At 69.7% G+C, this 20246-nt stretch carries 23 protein-coding genes and 1 pseudogene; 17 read left to right on the top strand and 7 right to left on the bottom strand.

Annotated features, from left to right (window positions below; translation table 11 throughout):
• Positions 1-33: 33 nt before the first annotated feature.
• The 3 genes from ACWEQO_RS26700 to ACWEQO_RS26690 are packed head-to-tail and all read left to right on the top strand — an operon-like array spanning position 34 to position 2708.
• Entirely contained in the window at positions 34-798 is a 765-nt protein-coding gene (locus ACWEQO_RS26700) for an ABC transporter permease (protein ID WP_452985542.1), read from the top strand.
• 3 nt (positions 799-801) lie between these two features.
• Positions 802-1824, top strand: a complete 1023-nt coding sequence (locus ACWEQO_RS26695; RefSeq protein WP_452985536.1) for an ABC transporter ATP-binding protein — start codon at positions 802-804, stop codon at positions 1822-1824.
• Positions 1825-1874: 50 nt separating this feature from the next.
• Positions 1875-2708: a DUF1707 SHOCT-like domain-containing protein gene (locus ACWEQO_RS26690; protein WP_452985535.1), complete on the top strand. Its 834-nt coding sequence runs from the start codon at positions 1875-1877 to the stop codon at positions 2706-2708.
• A 66-nt stretch (positions 2709-2774) separates the two neighbouring features.
• Here ACWEQO_RS26690 and ACWEQO_RS26685 read toward each other — a convergent pair whose 3' ends face one another.
• Positions 2775-4142 carry an SGNH/GDSL hydrolase family protein gene (locus tag ACWEQO_RS26685; RefSeq protein ID WP_452985534.1) on the bottom strand — a complete coding sequence of 456 codons (1368 nt, stop codon included), beginning with the start codon at positions 4140-4142 and terminating at the stop codon, positions 2775-2777.
• 224 nt (positions 4143-4366) lie between these two features.
• On the opposite strand from ACWEQO_RS26685, the gene ACWEQO_RS26680 reads away from it, so the two are divergent.
• Positions 4367-5788 (top strand): DUF445 domain-containing protein, encoded by a 1422-nt coding sequence (locus ACWEQO_RS26680; RefSeq protein WP_452985533.1) that lies wholly within the window; start codon positions 4367-4369, stop codon positions 5786-5788.
• A 45-nt stretch (positions 5789-5833) separates the two neighbouring features.
• On the top strand, positions 5834-6202 hold the full coding sequence (locus ACWEQO_RS26675; RefSeq protein WP_452985532.1) for a VOC family protein: 369 nt from the start codon (positions 5834-5836) through the stop codon (positions 6200-6202).
• A 22-nt stretch (positions 6203-6224) separates the two neighbouring features.
• On the opposite strand, the gene ACWEQO_RS26670 is transcribed toward ACWEQO_RS26675, so the two are convergent.
• Positions 6225-6527 (bottom strand): hypothetical protein, encoded by a 303-nt coding sequence (locus tag ACWEQO_RS26670; protein ID WP_361449025.1) that lies wholly within the window; start codon positions 6525-6527, stop codon positions 6225-6227.
• A 225-nt stretch (positions 6528-6752) separates the two neighbouring features.
• Here ACWEQO_RS26670 and ACWEQO_RS26665 point away from each other — a divergent pair, with 225 nt between their 5' ends.
• Together ACWEQO_RS26665 and ACWEQO_RS26660 are read left to right on the top strand one after the other, a co-directional pair.
• Entirely contained in the window at positions 6753-7175 is a 423-nt protein-coding gene (locus tag ACWEQO_RS26665; RefSeq protein WP_452985531.1) for an Hsp20/alpha crystallin family protein, read from the top strand.
• Positions 7176-7282: 107 nt separating this feature from the next.
• Positions 7283-7798 carry a DUF2267 domain-containing protein gene (locus tag ACWEQO_RS26660; RefSeq protein ID WP_452985530.1) on the top strand — a complete coding sequence of 172 codons (516 nt, stop codon included), beginning with the start codon at positions 7283-7285 and terminating at the stop codon, positions 7796-7798.
• Between the two features lie 105 nt (positions 7799-7903).
• Here ACWEQO_RS26660 and ACWEQO_RS26655 read toward each other — a convergent pair.
• Together ACWEQO_RS26655 and ACWEQO_RS26650 are read right to left on the bottom strand one after the other, a co-directional pair.
• A pseudogene (locus tag ACWEQO_RS26655) lies at positions 7904-8148 on the bottom strand (hypothetical protein); the annotation flags it as partial.
• 37 nt (positions 8149-8185) lie between these two features.
• On the bottom strand, positions 8186-8401 hold the full coding sequence (locus ACWEQO_RS26650; RefSeq protein WP_452985529.1) for a hypothetical protein: 216 nt from the start codon (positions 8399-8401) through the stop codon (positions 8186-8188).
• A gap of 158 nt (positions 8402-8559) precedes the next feature.
• Between ACWEQO_RS26650 and ACWEQO_RS26645 the strand changes: the two genes are divergently transcribed.
• Entirely contained in the window at positions 8560-9228 is a 669-nt protein-coding gene (locus ACWEQO_RS26645; protein ID WP_452985528.1) for a histidine phosphatase family protein, read from the top strand.
• A gap of 48 nt (positions 9229-9276) precedes the next feature.
• Here ACWEQO_RS26645 and ACWEQO_RS26640 read toward each other — a convergent pair whose 3' ends face one another.
• Genes ACWEQO_RS26640 through ACWEQO_RS26630 form a run of 3 tightly spaced genes read right to left on the bottom strand, consistent with a single transcriptional unit; the run spans position 9277 to position 10821 of the window.
• Complete coding sequence (locus ACWEQO_RS26640; protein WP_361449041.1) at positions 9277-9714, bottom strand: hypothetical protein; 438 nt, start codon at positions 9712-9714, stop codon at positions 9277-9279.
• Positions 9711-10388 carry an RNA polymerase sigma factor gene (locus ACWEQO_RS26635; protein WP_452985527.1) on the bottom strand — a complete coding sequence of 226 codons (678 nt, stop codon included), beginning with the start codon at positions 10386-10388 and terminating at the stop codon, positions 9711-9713. The genes ACWEQO_RS26640 and ACWEQO_RS26635 overlap by 4 nt, the downstream gene beginning before the upstream one ends.
• Before the next feature lie 22 nt (positions 10389-10410).
• On the bottom strand, positions 10411-10821 hold the full coding sequence (locus ACWEQO_RS26630) for an LAETG motif-containing sortase-dependent surface protein (RefSeq protein ID WP_452985526.1): 411 nt from the start codon (positions 10819-10821) through the stop codon (positions 10411-10413).
• Positions 10822-11308: 487 nt separating this feature from the next.
• Here ACWEQO_RS26630 and ACWEQO_RS26625 point away from each other — a divergent pair, with 487 nt between their 5' ends.
• From ACWEQO_RS26625 to ACWEQO_RS26585, 9 genes are all read left to right on the top strand, one after another.
• Complete coding sequence (locus ACWEQO_RS26625; protein WP_452985525.1) at positions 11309-11785, top strand: GNAT family N-acetyltransferase; 477 nt, start codon at positions 11309-11311, stop codon at positions 11783-11785.
• Positions 11786-12253: 468 nt separating this feature from the next.
• Positions 12254-12712, top strand: a complete 459-nt coding sequence (locus tag ACWEQO_RS26620; RefSeq protein WP_452985524.1) for a hypothetical protein — start codon at positions 12254-12256, stop codon at positions 12710-12712.
• Positions 12712-14286 (top strand): translation initiation factor IF-2, encoded by a 1575-nt coding sequence (locus tag ACWEQO_RS26615; protein WP_452985523.1) that lies wholly within the window; start codon positions 12712-12714, stop codon positions 14284-14286. The genes ACWEQO_RS26620 and ACWEQO_RS26615 overlap by 1 nt, the downstream gene beginning before the upstream one ends.
• A 30-nt stretch (positions 14287-14316) precedes the next feature.
• Positions 14317-15582, top strand: coding sequence for a type VII secretion-associated serine protease mycosin (mycP, locus tag ACWEQO_RS26610; RefSeq protein ID WP_452985522.1), 1266 nt, complete (start codon positions 14317-14319; stop codon positions 15580-15582).
• A 255-nt stretch (positions 15583-15837) separates the two neighbouring features.
• Positions 15838-16281, top strand: a complete 444-nt coding sequence (locus ACWEQO_RS26605) for a hypothetical protein (RefSeq protein ID WP_452985521.1) — start codon at positions 15838-15840, stop codon at positions 16279-16281.
• A 9-nt stretch (positions 16282-16290) separates the two neighbouring features.
• Positions 16291-18087: an alpha/beta hydrolase gene (locus ACWEQO_RS26600; RefSeq protein ID WP_452985520.1), complete on the top strand. Its 1797-nt coding sequence runs from the start codon at positions 16291-16293 to the stop codon at positions 18085-18087.
• 9 nt (positions 18088-18096) lie between these two features.
• Positions 18097-18627 carry a hypothetical protein gene (locus ACWEQO_RS26595; RefSeq protein ID WP_452985519.1) on the top strand — a complete coding sequence of 177 codons (531 nt, stop codon included), beginning with the start codon at positions 18097-18099 and terminating at the stop codon, positions 18625-18627.
• Positions 18628-18950: 323 nt separating this feature from the next.
• A complete protein-coding gene (locus tag ACWEQO_RS26590; RefSeq protein ID WP_452985518.1) occupies positions 18951-19556 on the top strand; it encodes a hypothetical protein in 606 nt (201 codons plus the stop codon).
• 194 nt (positions 19557-19750) lie between these two features.
• Positions 19751-20230 (top strand): hypothetical protein, encoded by a 480-nt coding sequence (locus tag ACWEQO_RS26585; RefSeq protein ID WP_452985517.1) that lies wholly within the window; start codon positions 19751-19753, stop codon positions 20228-20230.
• Positions 20231-20246: the final 16 nt, after the last annotated feature.

The following is a 20246-nucleotide window of genomic DNA, read 5'->3' as shown; positions in this document are numbered from 1 at the left end:
CCGGGGGTGCGGGCGTACGGGCTGATCGCGGGGATGTGGATCCGGTCGACCATGGCGTACCGGACGTCGTTCGTCCTGACGACCGTGGGGGGCCTGGTGGTGACCGGGCTGGACTTCGTCGGGATCGCGCTGATGTTCTCGCACGTCGACGTGCTGGCCGGTTACGTGCTGGCCGAGGTGGCGTTCCTGTACGGATTGTCCATGCTGTCCTTCGGGGCCGCGGACCTGGCGCTGGGTTCGATGGACCGGCTGGGGCGCCGGGTGCGTGACGGCACGCTCGACACGCTGCTGGTGCGGCCGGTGCCGGTGCTCGCCCAGGTGGCCGCGGACCGTTTCGCCCTGCGCCGGGTCGCCCGTCTGCTGCAGGGGCTGATCGTCCTGTGCTGGGCCCTGGCCTCGCTGGACGTGCACTGGACGCCGCTGAAGCTGTTGCTGCTTCCGGTGACGGTGGTGAGCGGGGCGGCGATCTTCTGCGCGGTGTTCGTGGCGGGCGCGGCGTTCCAGTTCGTGGCGCAGGACGCGTCCGAGGTGCAGAACGCGTTCACCTACGGCGGGCAGACGCTGCTGCAGTATCCGCCGACGGTGTTCGCGCAGGAACTGGTGCGGGGGGTGACCTTCGTGCTGCCGCTCGCCTTCGTCAACTGGGTGCCCGCGTCCTATGTGCTGGGCCGGCCGTATCCGCTCGGGCTGCCGGAGTGGGCGGTGTTCGTCTCGCCGGTGGTGGCGGCGGTGTGCTGCGCGTCGGCGGGGGCGGCGTGGCGGGCGGGGCTTCGTTCGTATCGGAGTACAGGGAGTTAGCCGGTGGACGGTGAAGGCGACGGCGACAACGGGTTCATCCTTCTCGACCGGGTCGAGAAGGTCTTCGACGTGCGGAAGAGGACCGGCTTCCTGAAGCGGGAGCGGCGGCGGGTGCGGGCGGTGGACTCGCTCTCGTTCGCCGTGGCCCGCGGTGAGATGGTCGGCTACATCGGGCCGAACGGCGCGGGCAAGTCGACCACCATCAAGATGTTGACGGGGATCCTCACCCCGAGCGGCGGACGGCTGCGGGTGGCCGGTATCGATCCCACCCGGGAGCGGGTGCGGCTGGCGCACCGTATCGGGGTGGTGTTCGGGCAGCGGACGACGCTGTGGTGGGACCTGCCGCTGATCGACTCGTACCGGTTGATGCACCGCATGTACCGGATTCCCGACGCGCGGTACCGCGCGAACCTGGAGCGGCTGGTCGAACTGCTGGACCTGAGCGCCCTGTTGGACACCCCGGTGCGGCAACTGTCCCTGGGGCAGCGGATGCGCGGCGACATCGCGGCGGCGCTGCTGCACGACCCCGAGGTGCTGTACCTGGACGAGCCGACCATCGGGCTGGACGTCGTCTCCAAGACCAGGGTGCGGGAGTTCCTGCGGGAGTTGAACGCCGAGCGGGCCACGACGGTGCTGCTGACCACGCACGACCTGCAGGACATCGAGCAGTTGTGCTCACGGGTGATGGTCATCGACCACGGCCGGCTGATGTACGACGGCCCGCTCGCCGGGCTGCACCGGGCGGGGGAGAGCGAGCGGACCCTGGTGGTGGACCTGGAGCGGGAGATGCCCCCGATCGACGCGCCGGCGCCCGCGCGGGTGGTGCGGGTGGAGGGGCCGAGGCAGTGGCTGGCGTTCCCGGCGGCGGAGTCGGCGGCTCCGCTGGTGGCGCGGATCGCGGCGGAGTACCCGCTGGTCGACCTGTCGGTGCGGGAGCCGGACATCGAGGCGGTGATCGCGAAGATGTATGCGGAGCAGGCGGAGCAGACAGGGCAGGCGGAGCAGGCGGGGCAGGCGTTCCCGTAGCCCTCGGTCACTCATAGCCCTCGATCGGGGGACCTCGTAGGCTGCTGTCCATGACCGACGACGCAGCCCCGGACCTCCGCGCCTCCGACGCCGACCGAGAGCGGGTGGCCGCCGTCCTGCGGGACGCGCTCGCGGAGGGGCGCCTCGACATGGACGAGTTCGAGGAGCGGCTGGAGGCGACGTACAAGGCGCGGACCTACCGGGAACTCGAGCCGATCACCCGCGATCTGCCCGCCCCGGGCGTGACGGCCCCCGCCGTGTCCCTGACCAAGGGCCCGGAGCGGGGCGACACTTGGGCGGATCGGGTGGTGCCGGGCAGCGAGGGGACGTCGACCTGGGCCGTCGCCGTGATGTCGGGGTTCCAGCGCAAGGGCCGCTGGACGGCGCCGCGGCGGTTCAACTGCTTCACCTTCATGGGCGGCGGGCAGATCGATCTGCGGGAGGCGAACTTCGCGGACCGCGAGGTCGTGATCAACGCGGTCGCGATCATGGGCGGGGTGGACGTCATCGTCCCGCCGGGTGTCGAGGTCGTCGTCCGCGGTTTCGGCCTCATGGGCGGCTTCGACCACAGCGAGGAGGGCGAGCCGGGCGACCCGGGCGCCCCGCGGGTGATCGTCACGGGCTTCGCCTTCTGGGGCGGCGTCGGCGTCCAGCGCAAGCTGGCCCGGGCGGAGAAGCAGCGACTGCGCGAGGAACGCCGCCGCGAGAAGCTGGAACGCAAGGACCGCAGCCGTGACCTGGATGCCTCCTCGTCCTCCGGCCAGGCATCCCTGGGCCACGGCGGGCACGGGGCCGGGCACGGGTACGGCTCCTTCGACTCCCTGCACGGCCGCCAGGGCGAGGAGCAGCGCGAGCGCGAACCCCGCCGCGACGGCGACCGCTGACCGGACCGGGCTGGACCGAACCGAACCGGGCTGGCCAGAACCGGACCGGACCGGGCCGCCCGCTCCCTACAGCCGGGCCGGCGCTCCGCCCTTCAGGTCGTCCAGGTCGAAGACCTCCGCCATCCGCGCGTACCCCCGGTCGCTCGGGTGGAGGTGGTCGCCCGAGTCGTAGTCGAAGCGCAGCCGGCGCGGGTCGTACGGGTCGCGCAGGGCCCGGTCGAAGTCGACGACGGCGTCGAAGACGCGCCCCGCGCGGATCTCCGCGTTGATCTGCTGCCGTACCGCCTCGCGCGGGCCGGTGTAGCCGCGGTGGCCGCCGAACGGCATCAGGGTCGCGCCGACGACCTTCAGTCCGCGGGCGTGGGCCCGCTCGACCAGGGTGTTCAGGCCGCCGACGACCGCGTCCGGGTCGGCGAGGTTCCGGTCGCGCAGGATGTCGTTGACGCCGAGGACGATGACGACGACCCTGACGTTCGTGCGGTCGAGGACGTCGCGGTCGAAGCGGTTCAGGCCGCTGGGGTTCTCCGGGGGGCGGCCGAGGCCGTCGGCGAGGACGCGGTTGCCGCTGATGCCCTCGTTGACGACGCCGTGGCGCGGCACGTTCCGCCCGGCCCCGGCCGCGGCGCGCAGCCGGTCGGACAGGACGTCCGGCCAGCGGTTGTTGCCGCCGGTGGTGGAGGTGATGCCGTCGGTGAGCGAGTCGCCGAGGACGACGACGGTGCCGTCGGCCTCCTTGCTCAGCACGTCCAGCGCGGTCAGGTAGCGCCAGGAGGTGCTCTCCTCGGTGTACGCGGCGCCGGTCGTGTCGCGGGTGTGCTCGCCGCGGGCGGCGTAGGAGATCTGGCGGGCGTGCGGGTGGTACGTGACCGGCCCGGAGACGGTGGGGGAGTACGTGGTGACCAGGACGTCCCCGTCGTGCGGGACGGCGATGCGCACGGCGTCGCTCATCACCCGGCCGCCGGCCGGGATGACGACGGTGGGGCCGCCGCCGAAGGTGAGCCGCCGCATCGTGCCGGCGAGCGCCGCCGCGCCGTCCCGGCCCGCTGAGACGGCGATGGTGGCGTGGGTGACGGTCAGCGGGGACTGCCCGTAGAGGTTGGACAGGGTGATCCGGGCGCTGGTGCCGCCGACGCTGGTGTGCACGACGTTGCGCACCGAGCGGCCCGCGAGGCCGGTCGTCTCGGTGCCGGGCTCGCCGCCGACGGGGGAGGTGGCCCAGGAGCCGACCCAGGTGCCGGTGGAGGCGGGTGCGGCCGGGTTCTGCGGGGCGTCGCGGCCGTCGGCGAGGGCGCCGCGGTGTCGCGTACCGTCGTCGGAGGCCGCCGTGACGTATATGGCGGCGGAAACGGCCACGATCGCGGCGACCATGGCGGCGAGCAGGGCACGGTACTTCGCGGGCGGCGCCCCCGCGCCCCCGTCACGTCGCCGGGTCATGCTGTGCTGTTCTCCTCGGACGGTGGGAGCCCGAGGCTCCGTTCGGACGATCCCATGATGCGTCATGGACGAGGGGGAGTTCCCGGCAGGGCTTCTGACGGATCCCCCTGGAGCAGACGCGGGGAACTCCTGTTCCGTTCCGGGAGTCGGGACAGGAAGGGACAATGTGTGAGGGATCACCGAGCAGGTGCGGTGGGCCGGAGCAGCTGGAGCGAGTGGAGCGGATGAAGCGGACCGAGCGGACGAGGACGGTGGACACCACGGATGCCGGAGCCGGAGCCGGAGCCGACGCCGGCGCGGGCGCCGGCGCGGGCCCCGGCCCCGGTGCGGGCGGGGCCGGTTCCGCTCCGGGCCGTGGCCCCGGCGGCGTCACGAACCGCGCGATGACGACGTTCAGTGCGGCGGACGAGGAGAAGCAGCGCGGTGTGCGCCGGATGAAGCTCACCGCCACCGGACTGCTGCTGTTCGTCGCCGTGGTGTACGTCCTCGCCGAATGGGCCTCCCACCGGGGCGCCGGCGCCTGGGCGGGCTATGTCGCCGCCGCGGCCGAGGCGGGCATGGTCGGCGCGCTCGCCGACTGGTTCGCCGTGACCGCCCTCTTCCGCTACCCCCTGGGCCTGCGCATCCCGCACACCGCGATCATCCCCAACAAGAAGGACCAGCTCGGTGTCTCCCTGGGCGACTTCGTCGGCGAGAACTTCCTCTCCGAGGACGTCGTCCGCGGACGGCTGCGCGCCGTCGGCATCGGCAGCCGGCTCGGCGCCTGGCTCGCGGTGCCCGAACACGCCGACCGGGTCACCGCCGAGCTGTCGGCCGCCCTGCGCGGCGCGCTGACCGTGCTGCGCGACTCCGACGTCCAGGCGGTGGTCGGCGAGGCCGTCACACGCCGCGCGAACGCCCAGGAGATCGCGCCCGGCATGGGCAAGATGCTGGACCGGATCGTCGCCGACGGCGGCCACAGGAAGGCCGTCGACCTCGTCGTCGCCCGCGCCCACGACTGGCTCGTGCTGCACGGCGACTACGTGATGAACGCCGTGCACGGCGGGGCCCCCGGCTGGACCCCGAGGTTCGTGGACCGCAAGGTCGGCGAACGCGTCTACAAGGAGCTGCTGCGCTTCGTCACCGAGATGCGCGACATGCCCACCCACCCCGCGCGCGAAGCCCTCGACCGCTTCCTCGCCGACTTCGCCTCCGACCTCCAGTCCGACACCGACACCCGCGCCCGGATCGAACGCCTCAAGGGCGAGGTCCTCGGCCGCGACGAGGTCCAGGACCTGATCGCCTCCGCCTGGACCGCCGTACGGTCCATGATCGTCTCCGCGGCGGAGGACGAGCGCAGCGAGCTGCGGCTGCGGGTGCGCGCCTCGCTGCTGTCGCTGGGGGCGCGCATGGCGGACGACCCCAGGATGCAGGACAAGATCGACGGCTGGCTGGAGAGCGCCGCGGTGTACGTCGTGACCACCTACCGCAAGGAGATCACCTCCCTGATCACGGACACCGTGGCGAGCTGGGACCCCGAGCACACCACGAGGAAGATCGAGGCGAACATCGGCCGCGACCTCCAGTTCATCCGCATCAACGGCACGGTCGTCGGCTCCCTGGCGGGCCTGGTCATCTACACGGTGGCGCGGGCGCTGGGGGCGTAGTCTCCGCTTTTCCGGGACATGCCGACTGTGAGGAGCCGAGGAACCATGACCGTCCGCAGGATCGTGCCCGACCTCCACGTCGACTCCGGACAGGCGATGCGCGGCAGCCGCGACTTCTACGGCCTGCTCGGCTTCGAGGAGGTCATGAACATGGGCTGGGTCATGACGCTCGCATCCCCCGCCAACCCCACCGCCCAGATCAGCTTCTTCACCGAGGAACGCACCGGACCGGTCATCCCCGACCTGAGCGTGGAGGTCGAGGATGTCGACGCGGTGTACGAGCAGGTGCTGGCCTCGGGAGCGGAGATCGTGCGGGAGCTGCGGGACGAGGAGTGGGGCGTGCGCCGCTTCTTCGTCTGCGACCCGAACGGCCGCGTCGTGAACGTGCTGAGCCACCGGCCCGGACCCGCCTGACGCGACCCGACCGGCCTCGGGGCTAGCCCCGCCGGTCGGCGACCGCCCACGAGGCGAGCGCCATCGCCCCCGCCGCCCCGAACACGGCCGGCCAGGCGCCCACCTTCTTCGCGAGCGGGTGCGACCCCGCGAAGGCGGCGACGTACGCGGCCGACAGTGCCCCCGCGGCCGTCCCTCCGGCCCGCTCCCGCCACTGCCGCGCGGCGGCGGCCCCGGCGACGGCGAGCACGACCCCGCCCAGCTCCCGCTTCCGCGTCCAGCGGGCCACACCGTACCCACCGACCAGTCCGCTCGCGGCCAGCACCGAGCCGGGAACCTTCGCCATGTCCTGTCCTGCCTTCCGCTGCCGCGCCCGACGGGCGGGCCTTCACGAGACTTCGAGGCTAACTCCCGGACCGGCCGTACCGCGCCGGGGCGGGCCGAGACCGTGAGGGGGCCGTGGATGCCGGAACCGGTACTTGAGTCGCAGCTTGTCAACTTTCCTCCCGCGAGCTATATAAGAAGGCGTAGGGCATCGCACCTGGACCATGGATGAAAGGAGTGAGCTGTGATGCTCATGCGTACGGACCCCTTCCGCGAATTCGACCGACTCGCGCAGCAGGTCCTCGGTTCCACCGGCCGCCCCTCGGTGATGCCGATGGAGGCCTACCGGGCGGGGGACGACTTCATCGTCCACTTCGACCTCCCCGGCATCGACCCCGAGACGATCGAACTGGACGTCGAGCGCAACGTCCTCAACGTGCGCGCCGAACGCCGTTCCCCGGCCCCCGAGGACGCGGAACTGCTGGTCGCCGAACGTCCCACGGGCTCCTTCAGCCGCCAGCTCTTCCTCGGCGAGACCCTGGACACCGAACGCATCGACGCGTCCTACGAGGCAGGCGTCCTGACCCTGCGCATCCCGGTGGCCGAACAGGCCAAGCCGCGCCGCATCCAGATCACCGGCGGCGACCGCCGCAAGCAGATCGGCGGCTGACAGCACGCACCGAGCGCGTCCCGCGGATTCCGGCTTCCGCGGGACGCGGCCCATGTCTGTCTGATCCGGGGGCAGTCGAAGCCCTGAGAAGGAGAGGAGCTGTCACGATGACCACGCTGACGCCGGACAAGCCCATGACACCGCGTACGGAAGGGGTGGTGATCCCCGCCCCGAACCGCGACCGCCGCACCCGCCGCGACGGGGGCCGCGACGAGGGCCGGGACGACGGCTGGCGCGAACTGGTGGACGCGGTACGGGAGGCGGGCCGGTACCCGACGAGAGCGGAGGCGGAGAGCGTCACCCGCATCGTCCTGTCCGCGCTCGGCGGCCACGTGGTCGGCGAGGAACGCGTCGACCTGGCCCGCGCTCTGCCCGAAGAGGCGGCGAGGGTGATCGCCTCCCAGATCCCGGCGACCCGCCCCCTGACGGCGGCGGAGTTCGTCGACTCGGTGGCCACCCGCATCGAGGGCGCGACCCCGGCCACGGCCCGCTGGGACGTCAGCTCGGTCCTGAGCGTCCTGCCGCTCCTGATCGGTGACGCCCTGCTCACTCGCATCCTGGACCAGCTGCCCCCGGGCTACGCCCTCCTCTTCGGCCGAGCGGAACTGTCCCGGGCGGGGTGACGGGCGGAGCGAGGCCCGACCGACGGCCCGGCCCGGACCGACCCGGATCGCATGATCACGGGTCGGTCCGGGCCGGATACGCCTGTCGGCCGATCGACGTCGGCCGACCGCGGCGGCGAGCATGCCGGGCCCGTAGGAACCGTCCTCCAGGTGCACGATCACGGCGAGCCGGTCGGCCGCGTCGGTCAGGGCGACCAGGTTTACCAGGGCGACCAGGGCGACCAGGGTGACCGGCGCGGCGGCCCGGTCGCCGTCGTAGTGCTTGCGCACCTGGTTCCAGGGCTCGTCGGAACGCCCCGATGGGCGTCGGCGAGCCGGGTGCCCTCCTCGGCGAGACACGTGACCGGCCGGGCAGGTCTCGGACTCGCCCGTTCCAGCCCGCAGGTCTCAGCCCGTCCCGCCGCCCAGGACGCGGCGGGCCGCCTCGGCTTCCGCCGCCGCCGGGGACAGCTCGTCGAGGGAGTCGAGTTCGGTGTCGCTCTCCAGCTCCCGTTCCCAGGCCGCCGCGAGCTGTTCCTGCTCCTCGCGCGGTTTGGCGCTGACGGCCTCCCGGTGCTCCGGGTCCAAAGCCGTCAGGAATCGTCCGACCGTGTCCGTGGACATGCCGTACTCCTTGTCGCCGGGTAGGTCGCCGGGAGGAAAACCGCTCCCAGCACCAGCATGGCCAGCCGCTCCAAAGACGGCGACCCGACACGGGAACAAGGGGGTGGCAGAGTGGAAGGCCACCTTCCTCCCCCGCCTTCACAGAGACAGACCCGAACATGCGACTCCTGCTCATACGCCACGGTCAGACCCCTTCCAACCTCAAGCACCTCCTGGACACCGCCGACCCCGGCCCCGGGCTGACCCCGCTGGGCCAGGAGCAGGCGGCCGCCCTCCCGGACGCGCTGGCGGGGGAGAGGATCGACGCCCTCTACGCGTCCACCCTGCTGCGCGCCCAGCTCACCGCGGCACCGCTGGCAGCCCGGACGGGACTGGAGGTCGTGGTGCGTGACGGCATCCGGGAGCTGTCCGCCGGTGACCTGGAGATGCGGGGGGACGCCGAGGCCGCCGAGACCTACCTGACCACTGCCTTCGCCTGGTCGGCGGGGGACACCGGGCTCCGGATGCCGGGCGGCGAGAACGGGGTGGAGGCGCTGGGGCGGTACGACGCCGTCGTGGCGGAGGCCGCGGCCACCGGGGCCGAGACCGTGGCCATGGTCAGCCACGGAGCCGCGATCCGCATGTGGGTGGCGGCCCGCGCGGAGAACGTCGACGTCGACTTCGCTGCCGCCCACGCGCTGCGGAACACCGGAGTCGTCATCCTCTCCGGCGCCCCCGGCGAAGGCTGGTGGGCGCACCGATGGGAAGAGCACTCCATCGGCCCCGAGGACAGCGGCCCGGACACGAGCGGCCCCGCGGGAGAAGCCGTCGAGGGCGTTGACGGTTAAGGCCTGTCCGGCCTCTCACGCCCCTGCGTGCCTGACCCGGCCGCCGGATCACCCCCTCGAACCACCGGTGCCGTACGGGAACGAGGGGCTGGGGGAGGTGGGCGGCACTGCGGGCCGGTCCGCGTCCGCGGGCAGGCTTCCGCTCGGCCGGGGGCTCGGTGCCGTGCTCGGCGTCGTACCGGGCGTCGTGCTGGGAGTCGGGGAAGTGGTCCCGGGCGGGACGGCCGGCAGGACGGGGCGCGGGTCGGCCGGTTCCGGGGCCAGCAGCAGGTAGGCGGCCCCGGCCAGGGCGGCGGCCGCGAGGCCGGCCAGACCGGCGAGGCCGCCCCGGGACGTCGGGGCCCGCCTCCACCACAGCCGTCGGCGGGCCGGGCGGGGTGGCGCGGCCGGCCGCAGATCTCTTGCCGTGACCGACTCCGCCCGGGCTTCGAGCGCCTGCCGCAGCCTGCGTTCCACGAGACGTTCGCGTTCCCGTTCGGCAGTCATATCCGTCCCTCCAGAATCCGTTCCAGCGCGTCCAGGGCGCGGCTGGCGTTCGACTTGACCGCACCCCGGCTGATCCCCAGGGCCTGGGCGATCTCCGCCTCGCTGAGGTCGGCCCAGTACCGCAGGACCAGGACCTGGCGGCGGCGCGGGGTGAGCCGGCCCAGGGCGGCGAGCACTTCGCGGTGTACCTCGTCCAGCACCACGTGCTCCTCGGCGGAGGAGACGTCGACCGGGGCGGGCGGGGTCCAGGCGCGGGCGGTACGACGGCGCCGCAACACCGAACGGGAGGTGTTGACGACCGCCGTGCGCAGGTACCCCAGCGCGTTGTCGACTTCGGTGATGTGCTCGCCGTGGCGACGGTAGAGGGCCGTGAAGGCGTCCTGGACGACGTCCTCGGCGGTGGCGAGGTCATCGACGAGGAGTACCGCAAGGCGGACCATGCCGAGGCGGTGCGCGTGGTAGAGGTCGGTGAGGGTGGGATGTCGGGGGGCCGCGGTGCCGTACGGGGCCGCGGGCCGCGGGTGCCTTGCGAGCGGGCGGTCGGCAGCCGGGGCCGACCGGTCGCGGAGCAGCAGCAGTGTGCGCAGGGCCGCACGCACGCCCCACCCGCCGCCGGGCCGCACCCGGGGGAATCCGGGCGCGGCGGGGCGGAACGGCAGGGCGTGGTGCAGCACAGGGTTCCTCGAGGCGAGCACGTCAGCGAAGAGCGCGCCGCCGCACGACGAACAGGGCCCCGGCCCCGAGCGCGACGAGGCCGGCGGCGCCGGCACCTATGGCGGCGGTGGTGGAGTCGGATCCGGTGTGCGCGAGCTCGGGCTCGGTGGAGGACTGCGTGGCCCCGGGGACGTTGCTGACGTCCGGGATCGGCTTGGCGTCGTTCGGCGGCAGGCTGACGTCCGGGGTCGGCGCGACAGAGGGGGCGGCGGACGGGACGGCGTCCGGGGTGGGGGCGGCAGAGGGGGCGGCGTTCGGCGGAAGGCTCGTGACCGGCGACGGGGCGGCGGACGGCGTGGCGCTCGACTCGGCCGTCGCCCAGGCGGGCACGGCGATCGCGGCCAGTGCGCCGGTGGCGACGGCGGTGACGACTGCGCGCTTCAGGTAAGACAAGGCGGTTTCTCCCGGTGTGCGTCGGGGGCACGAGATCATGCCCTTCTCCCTGCACGACGTGCGAGTGTGCGGGAGGTTGCCGCCCTCCGCGAAAAACTTTCCGCCAGGGCCGAGCGGTCTCCGAAGTCGCCTGGGAACTCGGCGCATTCCATGAGTTCCGGCACCAACCGCCCGCCGGTCGGCGGAGTGTACGTTCGTACGCTGACGCGCATGCTCCCCTGCCACGTCGACGCACTGCTTCGCCGACGAACCGTGCACGAATCCCGAGCGCCCCCGCGCTCAGAACGGATCCCACGCCTGCGCGGGCAGGCCGGGACGTACGATACGAGTCATGGAGTGCTTTGCCGCCGGGCGTACCCGCCGCTGAGGGCCCGGCTCACCGCCGATCCGACCGTGATCGGCAGGGAGCGGGCCGACCGATGGCCTCTCTTCCCCCGGCGTCCTCCGGGGATCAAGCCCTCAGCCCGAAAGGCACACTCCCATGCGCATGCGCGCGTTCGTTCACGGCGACCTGGCGCCGCTCACCGAACTGACCATCGAGACGTTCCGGCCGTTCTACGAGGACTCCTTCCGCCCCTTGGTGGGCGAGGTCGTCTTCGCCAACCAGCACGGCGACTGGCGCGACGACTACCGCAAGCAGGTCGCCGAACTCCACGCACCCGAGCGGCACGCGTACGTCGCGGTCGCCGAGACCGAGGACGGCATCGCGGGCTACGTGGCCTGGACCGTCGACCCGCCTCGCAGGAACGGCAGCGTCACCCACCTCGCCGTGTCCGCCGAGCACCGCCGGCACCAGGTGGGCACCGCCCTGTGCGAGCACGCCTTCGAGCAGATGCGGTCCCTCGGAGCCGAGGTGGTCGAGATCGGCACCGGAGGGGACCCCTTCCACGCACCCGCCAGGGCCCTGTACGAGAAACTCGGCTGCACCCCGCTCCCGGTGACCGTCTACTACCGGCAGCTCTGAGCAACCCGCCCACCCCGGGACGGGCGCCCTCACGCGTCCGTCCCGGGTCCGGCCCGTACCCGTCCGGTTCCACCTCTCCTGCCGGGCGGGGCGCCCGGTCCCGCGCACCACTGCCGCCATACAAGTCAGCGGTTCACACCGTGTTACCGCCTCCGACCTCCACCCCCCGCCCGGTTTCGAGAAGCCCTCTGAGTACAGGTGCTCATGTGTCTGATTACGCTTCGGTGTTGGGTGGACTCATGCTCAATGAGCCACCGGGCTCCGGGGACGGACCGAGCGCCCCCGGGGCGGTCCGATCTCGATTGCTCTCTGCGACGAGGCGGCTGTGGATTGTCACTGCCGGTGGTTAGAGTTTTCGGTGCGGCTTGGGTTGTCCGGTTGTTCAAGAGGTACGGGGAGGGCGCTGTGTTGCCGAGCGAGGACGGTTCGGGTCCGGGTCTGTCGTCATGGGCCTCGGTCCCGTCCGGTATGGCGGGGGCGCTTTCCGCGCAGGCCGACATGGCCGCCGAGCTGTCGTCGTTCACGGCGTTCCGCAAGCGCGTCGACGACCTCATCGACGACCTGAAGGGCTCGGCGGCAGGTCCGGGCGAGGTGGGCCGGGAACAGCTCGCACGCCACCAGTTCGGCGGCGGGAACGGGGCGTGGGCGGAGGCGGCCGGGCTGTTCACCGCGTACGAGACGGTGATCGGCGAGTTGGAAACGCTGTCGAAGCTGCTGTCGGACTCCATGGAGGGCATGAACATCGCCGTGCTGGCCTCGCACAAGGGCTACCAGAACATCGACCTGGACGTCCGGGACCGCATGGCGGCGATCAGCGCGGAGACCACGAAGCACTACGGCGGCAGTTACGATCCCGGCCTCCCCCAGCAGGACCCGAGCGGTAACGGCCGGATACCGGTGGGCGACGACGCCGGAGGGTCGATCTGATGGCGGGCAAGGAACCCGGAGGCGGAACGTCCTTCGAGAACATGAGCCATGAGCAGATGCTGGCATGGCTGGATCAGGCGAACGCGGGGACGGTTCAGGCCGCCGCCGACCGGCTGGTGGCAGCGGCGAAGGAGATCCGCAAGATCGCCGAGGAGCTGAAGGTCCGCCCGCAGTGGGTGGAGTGGAAGGGCAAGGGCGCGGACGCCTTCCGCACCTGGAGCGGCGATCTGGCCAACTCCACCCTGAGGCTGGGTGACTTCAGCGAGGACGCGGCGAAGTGGCTGGGCGAGACGTCGGGAGCGATCGCCCAGGCGCAGGCGGCGATCCCACGAGATGCCGAGAGCGCACAGGCGAACCTGGACGCGGCGCGGGCGGCACGCAACGACCCGGACGCCGCGGCGGTGGGCGCCAAGTCCGCGAGCGAACTTGAGGCGCTGGCGGCGGACAAGGAGAAGGTGCGCCAGCAGGCAGCGGCACAGATGCGGAAGCTGGGACAGACGTATGCGTGGTCGGCCACACAGCTGAACGCGCTGGAACGCCCGAAGTTCCCGCCGCCGCCGGAGGCGTTCGTGCCGGATGACCGCCCCAAGATTCGCGACGCCACGAGTGAGGCTCGTGCTGGTGGTCCCCCGGTAGGGACCTCGTCCACCGGTGCTGTCTCCTCCGCGAACCCGGCGCACGCTCAAGAGGGTTCCTCCGGTGCTCCCGACCTGCGGCAGTCCTCGGGTGTGGCATCGGCTGAAAACCATGTACGTGTGAACGTGGAGCAGCCCACGCGAATGGGCATCGACTCCGTGGCCACACTGCCCCACAGCCAGCCGGCGCCGACAACTGCGGCAGGCGGCTTGCCGGGCCCGGAGCAGGTGAAGGGCGGTACGACTCCGCAGGCCGACTTGGTCCCTTCCGCGTTCGGCAGAGGCGGAAGCGCTCCCGTCAACAACCAGGCAGGGCAGGGGAGAACACCAGGAGTCGGCCGTGCCCCCTTCCTGCCCGGGCAGGGGGCCGGGTCGAATCCCGTGCGCATGCCGCCAGGTGCTGACGGCAGCAGCGGTATCGTCGGCGGCCGTTCCGTCACACCCCCTGCGGGCAGGCCCACAGGAGCCATCCCGCGCGGCGTGGTCGTGGGCGGGGAGGGCGCGGCCGCACCACGCGGCCCGGTGGGTCCGACCACAGGACCGACGAGTCCGGTCGGCCGTGCGATGGGGCCGCAGAGCCAGGTTCCCGGCCAACGACCCGGGGTCTCGAACCGGGGCGTCGTCGGCGGCCGTCCGTTGCCCCATGACAGTTCCGTCAGCGGCTTTCCGCAGCAGCCGGGGCGTGCGGGAGCGGTGATGTCCGGTCCTGGCAGCCCAGGTGCCACAGCGGGTTCGAGCACGGCGGGCCGCGGCATCGTGGGCGGCACGCCCAGCGCGACGCGCCAGAGCGGTGGCCGTGGTGTCGGGGGGACGCGTGCCTCCCGGCCGGCTTCTTCGCTGGGCGCGGGCAGTAACCGCGGGCGACCGCACGGCGCGGCGGAGGACGAGGAGACCCGGCGGCAGGGCGGCCGCGGCACCGTACCGCCAGTCATCGACTGATGTGTCCAGGAACGAAAGAGAGCGACGTTCATGCGTACCAGCAGCACTCGACACAAGGGCCGCCGTGCGGCGGCTTCGGCGGTCCTCGGACTGCTGCTGGTCACCGCCGCGGGCACGACGGCCCACGCGGAGTCGATACGCGGGCAGCAGTGGTTCCTGGACGCGATGAAGGCCGAGCAGATGTGGCAGACCAGTACCGGCGAGGGTGTCACGGTCGCCGTCATCGACAGCGGCGTCGACCCGAACAATCCCGACTTGAAGGGACGCATCCTGCCCGGCAAGGACCTCGCGCCGGACCAGCCGGGCGATGAGCACACCGACTACGACGGCCATGGCACGGGCATGGCCAGCCTGATCGCGGGGACCGGCGCGTACGGCGGCGGCAACGGCGCTTTCGGGCTCGCGCCCGGCGCGAAGATTCTCCCGATCCGGCTGCCCGAGGGCGGTACGGCTGCCAACAAGGCGGAGGGAAACGCACGCTTCAACAAGGTTGTTGCTCCGGCGATCCGCTACGCCGCTGATACAGGAGCAAAGGTCATCAACATCTCCCAGGCTGTTACAGAAGGTTCACCACAGCTCACCGCAGCGGTCAAGTACGCGCTTGACAAGGGATCCTTGATCTTCGCCGGTGTCGGGAACGACGGTGACAAGGCCAACGAGGTGATGTACCCCGCTGCCACTCCGGGAGTGGTCGGTGTGGCGGCGGTGGGCAAGGACCTGCGCAGGACCGCCGAGTCCGAGTACGGCCCGGAGGTCGACATGGCCGCCCCGGGGGAGGACATGGTGGCCGCCTGCAAGAGCGCGACCGGCTTCTGCCGGAGCCGTGGCACCAGCGACGCCACCGCCCTCGCCTCGGCCAGCGCCGCCCTGATCTGGTCGGTGCATCCGGACTGGACCAACAACCAGGTCCTGCGCGTCATGCTCAACACCATCGGCGGCCCGACGGACGGCGCCAAGCGCAACGACTCCATCGGCTACGGCATCGTCCGCCCCCGCGTCGCCCTGCAGAACCCCGGCGACCCGGGCCCCGCCGACGTCTACCCGCTCCCCGATCTCGCAGCCGCCGAGCCGAAGTCACCTTCCCCCCGACCTTCCGGCACCCCCGAGACGGGCGCTCCGGCCCCGGACGACGACACCGCCGCGACGGCTTCCGAGGCGTCCACGGACGACGGCGCCCTCTGGACAACGCTGGGCATCGGTGTGGCCGTACTCCTCGGAGCCGCCGTCGCGGTTGCCACCGTCGTCCGCAAGCGACGGAAACACTCAGCAACGGCACTCCCGACATCCACCCCTTGACCAGGCCGGTTTCCCTACCCGACAGCGGGGTTCACGGCGCATCCGCCCACTCCTCCGGACGCACCGGGCAGCCTCCCCGGCCTGGTCAAGGACCTGGTCCCGTCTGAGTACGGCTACTCAGACACAGTGGTGGCCGATACGGATGAGGCGCATGATGACGGGCCGTTACCGTTCCTCTCGACCACAACCACTGCGTTGCGGGCGCACATCCATATCCGCTCGGCAGCGAGTGACAGGAACGAGGAGGAACCACGCATGGCGTGGGAGGAGTGGGAGCAGCTCAAGACCGCAGCGGCCGAGCGGCAGTCCGCGCAGACGCAGCTCAACCAGGTACCGGTCGACCCCGGTGGCAGTACGGGGACCCTCATCTCGAACAAGTCGACCTGGACGAAGGCCGGTGCGGACATCGGCTCGCTGCGCGAGGACATCGGCAAGGCGACGGCGAAGCTGAAGGACGGCCAGTCGGGACTCGGCAGCGACGTCGGTTGCCTGGCCGCCGCTGCCCAGAAGGATGTCCACGCTTCCTGGGAGACTTACGTCAAGAACGTCAGCGGGCGCTGCGGAAAACTCTCGGGCCTGCTGGTGAAGGCGGGCAACGACCAGCGCCAGACGGACGAGTCGGTCGAGGCGGAGATCGCCAGGCTTGAGGTGGCGTACGCGGACACGCCTGCTGTCGGCGGCCAGGACAAGGGGCGGTAACCGGACGTCATGGACCTCGCCACACTCAAGGCCCTCGAGCCGGCCGAGTACTCCGAAGCGGCCGACGGCTATCGCAGCACCTCCGACATGGCGAGTACGGCCAAGGACCGCATCGACAACCAGATCGCCGTGGCCATGCGGAGCCATCTGAAGGGCGAGGCCGCCACCGCGGCGGTCAAGCAACTGGGGAAGCTGAGCCAGAACTTCCACTACATCCAAGCGCAGTGCGGGCTCATCGGTACCGCTCTCGAAGCCTTCTCGTACGAGATGGAAGCGGCCAGGAGGAAGCTCGACGCGGCCCTGGAGAACGCCCGGGCGGCGAACCTCACCGTGAACAGCGATGGATCGGTCACCTACCCGCCCGGCGGCGAAAAGGGCGAGGACGGCAAGACCCCTGGCGGTGGCACGGTGAGCGGCCTGACGGACGGCACGGCCTCCGCCGTCGGCCGCCAGGCAGCCAACTTCGCCCCCAACCCCCACCACCGCCTCGCCCAGGACTGCGCCGACCTGATCGCCACCGCCCTCAAGGAAGCGACGGAAGCCGACAAGAAGTGGGCACCGAAGCTGTGGGCCTTGAAAGCGGACGACGACCTCACGGTCTCCGATGCGGACTGGGCTGACACGTCCTCGGACACCAAGGGTGTGACCCAGGCCGGCAAGCAGTACCTCGACTCACTGCCACAGCCACCCAAGGACGGCAGTCCGAAGGAGAACGCGGAGTGGTGGAAGGAGCTCAGTGCGGAGGAGCGGGCCGCATGGGTCTCCATGCGCCCCAGCACCGTGGGTGGGCTCGACGGGCTGCCCTCCACGGTCCGGGACGAGGCCAACCGCATCGTGCTCGACACGACGCGGGGCAGAATGCAGATGGAACTGAACTCGATCCCGGCGCCACCCGCCAATGAATGGACCTGGATCACGGCCGGGGGCTACCCGACCAAGGTGCACACCGATGAGTGGATGCAGTGGCACAACAAGTACGGGGACCGGTACGACCAGCTCAACAGGTCCCTCAAAGGCGTGCAGGCCATCCAGAACCGCTTCGACGCGACCGGTAAGAGAGGGCTGCCGGAGGCGTACCTGCTGGGATTTAACGCGGAAAAAGACGGCCGCGCGATCGTCGCCAACGGAAACCCCGACACCGCGGATCACACGGCTGTCTATGTGCCGGGCACGGAGTCGGACTTGGGAGGAATCGAGGGAAACATCAGCCGGATGGTGAACGTCTGGCACGCAGCCACCGGAAAATCCGGTGGAGAATCCGTTTCCACGATCACCTGGCTCGGTTACGACGCGCCTGACGACGTTTTTAAAGACGCGCCCTTCGAACACTATGCATACGACGGCGCCCCGGCGTTCCGCAGCTTCATGGATGGACTTGACACATCGCGTTCCGGTGATTCACCGGGTCACACCACCGTGATCGCCCACTCGTACGGGACGACTCTTGTCGGTGCGGCAGCCCAGACAGGGCACCTCGACGCCGATGAAGTCATCTTCGCGGGCAGTCCAGGCGTCAAAGTGTCCAGTGCAGATGAGATGGGCGTCCCCAAGGGACACGTGTGGAACCAGGAGGCCGATGGAGATGTGGTTCCGGACATCGGTCGCTGGGGCCACGGCGGGGACGGTTTCATCATCCCCAGCGACCCGGAGTTCGGCGCCAACCAGGTGACCACGGACACCGAAGGCCACAGTGATTACTGGAAGCCGGACACCGAGAGTCTGCTGAATCAAGCCCTGATCGTTGTCGGAAGGGACGACGAAGTAGCGCTGAAGCCGCCGCCCGACCCATGGGCGCATGCCAGGTAGGAGCCGATAATGAATGTTCGACCGAGCGCCCTCGCGCTTGCCGCTGCCGTTCTCCTCGCCACTCTCACTGGATGCAGCATGACTAAAGGTAACTCCGGCAGCGTTCCGTTTTCCGGCACAAGTACATCATCCGATGCCGCTGATGCGACGGAAAAGGTGTCCAGTGGTATCTACGATCTGATCGGAGTCAAGGGAAAGGCATCCGAAAGCTATTCGACGGTCATGGAATGCTCAGGCAAGGACGCGGAAAAGTACTTCCAGATCCTTCATCCCTGGAGCTTCTATCCAGCCTCGGCGAGCGACCTTGATGTGGCCATGGAACGCCTCAAGGAAGAACTACCGAAACATGGATGGGAAATCGTCGACTACGGACCGGATACCAGCAAGAACAAGAACATCAGGATGACCGCCGACAACGACAAGAAGAAGGTCAGCGCAAGAATTATCAAAATGAAGAAGGGTGACCCCCCGATGTTAAGCCTGGATGTCGTCTCCGGCTGCTACAAGATCCCGGACGGCCAAGAGATCGAACGCTTTTGAGGTGCGAACAGGGAGTAGGGCGACACTCATTTCGGCGACCCCCTGACCCGCATGGCGAGGATCGTGACTGGAGGAACTCCGTGAGGCAGTCCCAGGTGAATTTTGATGACCGCGCTCACCGGAGTCGTCGACCGGGCGAAGGACTGGCGTCCATCAGTGTGACCTCGCCATGCTTCGCCGATGACGTCGGATCTTCACGGGGATTGCAGGTGGAGAATTTGCGGGCTTCATCCTAAGTGGCGGGATAAGGGTAAGGAGCCTGCCAAAAATATCGCTTTGATGTTTTCGGGGAATTCTAGTGGTATTCAGTTGGGGCGACCTCGGTGAAGAATTTATGGAGAGCACCTCTGATCGTTGCATCAGGTGTCATCGCGCTGGTCGGCTGCGACGTAGCCTCTAACGCTGCAAAGCAAGCTCCAGAAGAAAGTCATAGGCCGGTTATGGATATCACCATGCAGCAGGCGAGTGAACGCGCGGATTCGATGCTTGACGCGACTTTGAGCGCAATCGAGCCTGAAGTTATATGGACTCATAGTGGGACCTCTGAAGGTGGTTGCGATGTTTCTCGCTCGCGTATGGTGATGACCATCATCTCCAAGGAGCGTCGAGGGAACTTTCTTGGAGTCGTGCAGCGCTTCTGGGGGAAGAGCGGATACATGATCAAGTCTGTAAACAAGAGTGGGGAATTCCCGGCCATTTTCGCTCAATCGTCTGACGGGTTCGGCATCTCTCTTGTAGTCGGTGGCGCAGGGCAGGTCGCCTTCGAGGTTGATTCTCCGTGTGTCAAGCCGTCCGAGGTTGCCGATCCCGCAACTCCAGCCAACGGTCCTGACTACGATCACCCCATTCCTCGCCCCAACGTTCACTCTGGCTTCTGGTCGTCAAGCACGTCAATCTCCGCGTCCTCACCAACAGTTTCGGCTGACTGACGATGACTCAGGAAATCCGTCTCCATCCCCCTGCGGTGGCATGTGCAGGGGGATACCGTCACCCCGCTCCAGGCATGATGCGTGCCGACCCCGTGAGACAGAGTTCCCGTTGGGCAGCCGCGGCGCTGGTTCTGATGCTTGCCGGATGTGGGTCGGCCGGTTCTGAATCCTCTGCCAAGAAGCGGGAGGCGCGGATGAACATGCAGGAGGCAGCTGACAGAGCGGACAGCATTCTAGATGAGACGTTGGCGGCCGTAAATCCCCCCGTTCAGTGGACGCACACGTACTCCATGCCGGGTGATTGCTATGTGGATCGCGAGCGTTCCGTCATGACGATGATTTCGGAAGAGCGGCGCGGCAGCTTTCTAGGTGTTTTGGAAGACCATTGGAAGGGCAGTGGTTACAGTTTTGTTGCGGCAAGTGAGAACGGATTGGCCGTGAACTTCAAAACGCAGGACGGCTTTCAAATCCAAGCCCTGGTCGGGTCCAACGGTCAGGCCCATCTCAGTGTTACTACTCCTTGCGTGGAGAAGTCCGAGGTTGCTTCGCCGACCAGTAATCCGAACGGCCCGAACTACTCGAAGCTGGAGCTTCCGGCTCCAAACATTCGATCTGACTTCTGGTCGTCAGCCATGCCAATCTCCACAGCCTCACCAACAGGGCCGGCTGGCTGACGATGACTCGAGAAAT

Source organism: Streptomyces sp. NPDC004051 (genome assembly GCF_053604275.1).
Note: the sequence above shows the minus strand (reverse complement) of the source record. Positions and strands in the feature narration are given on the sequence as shown.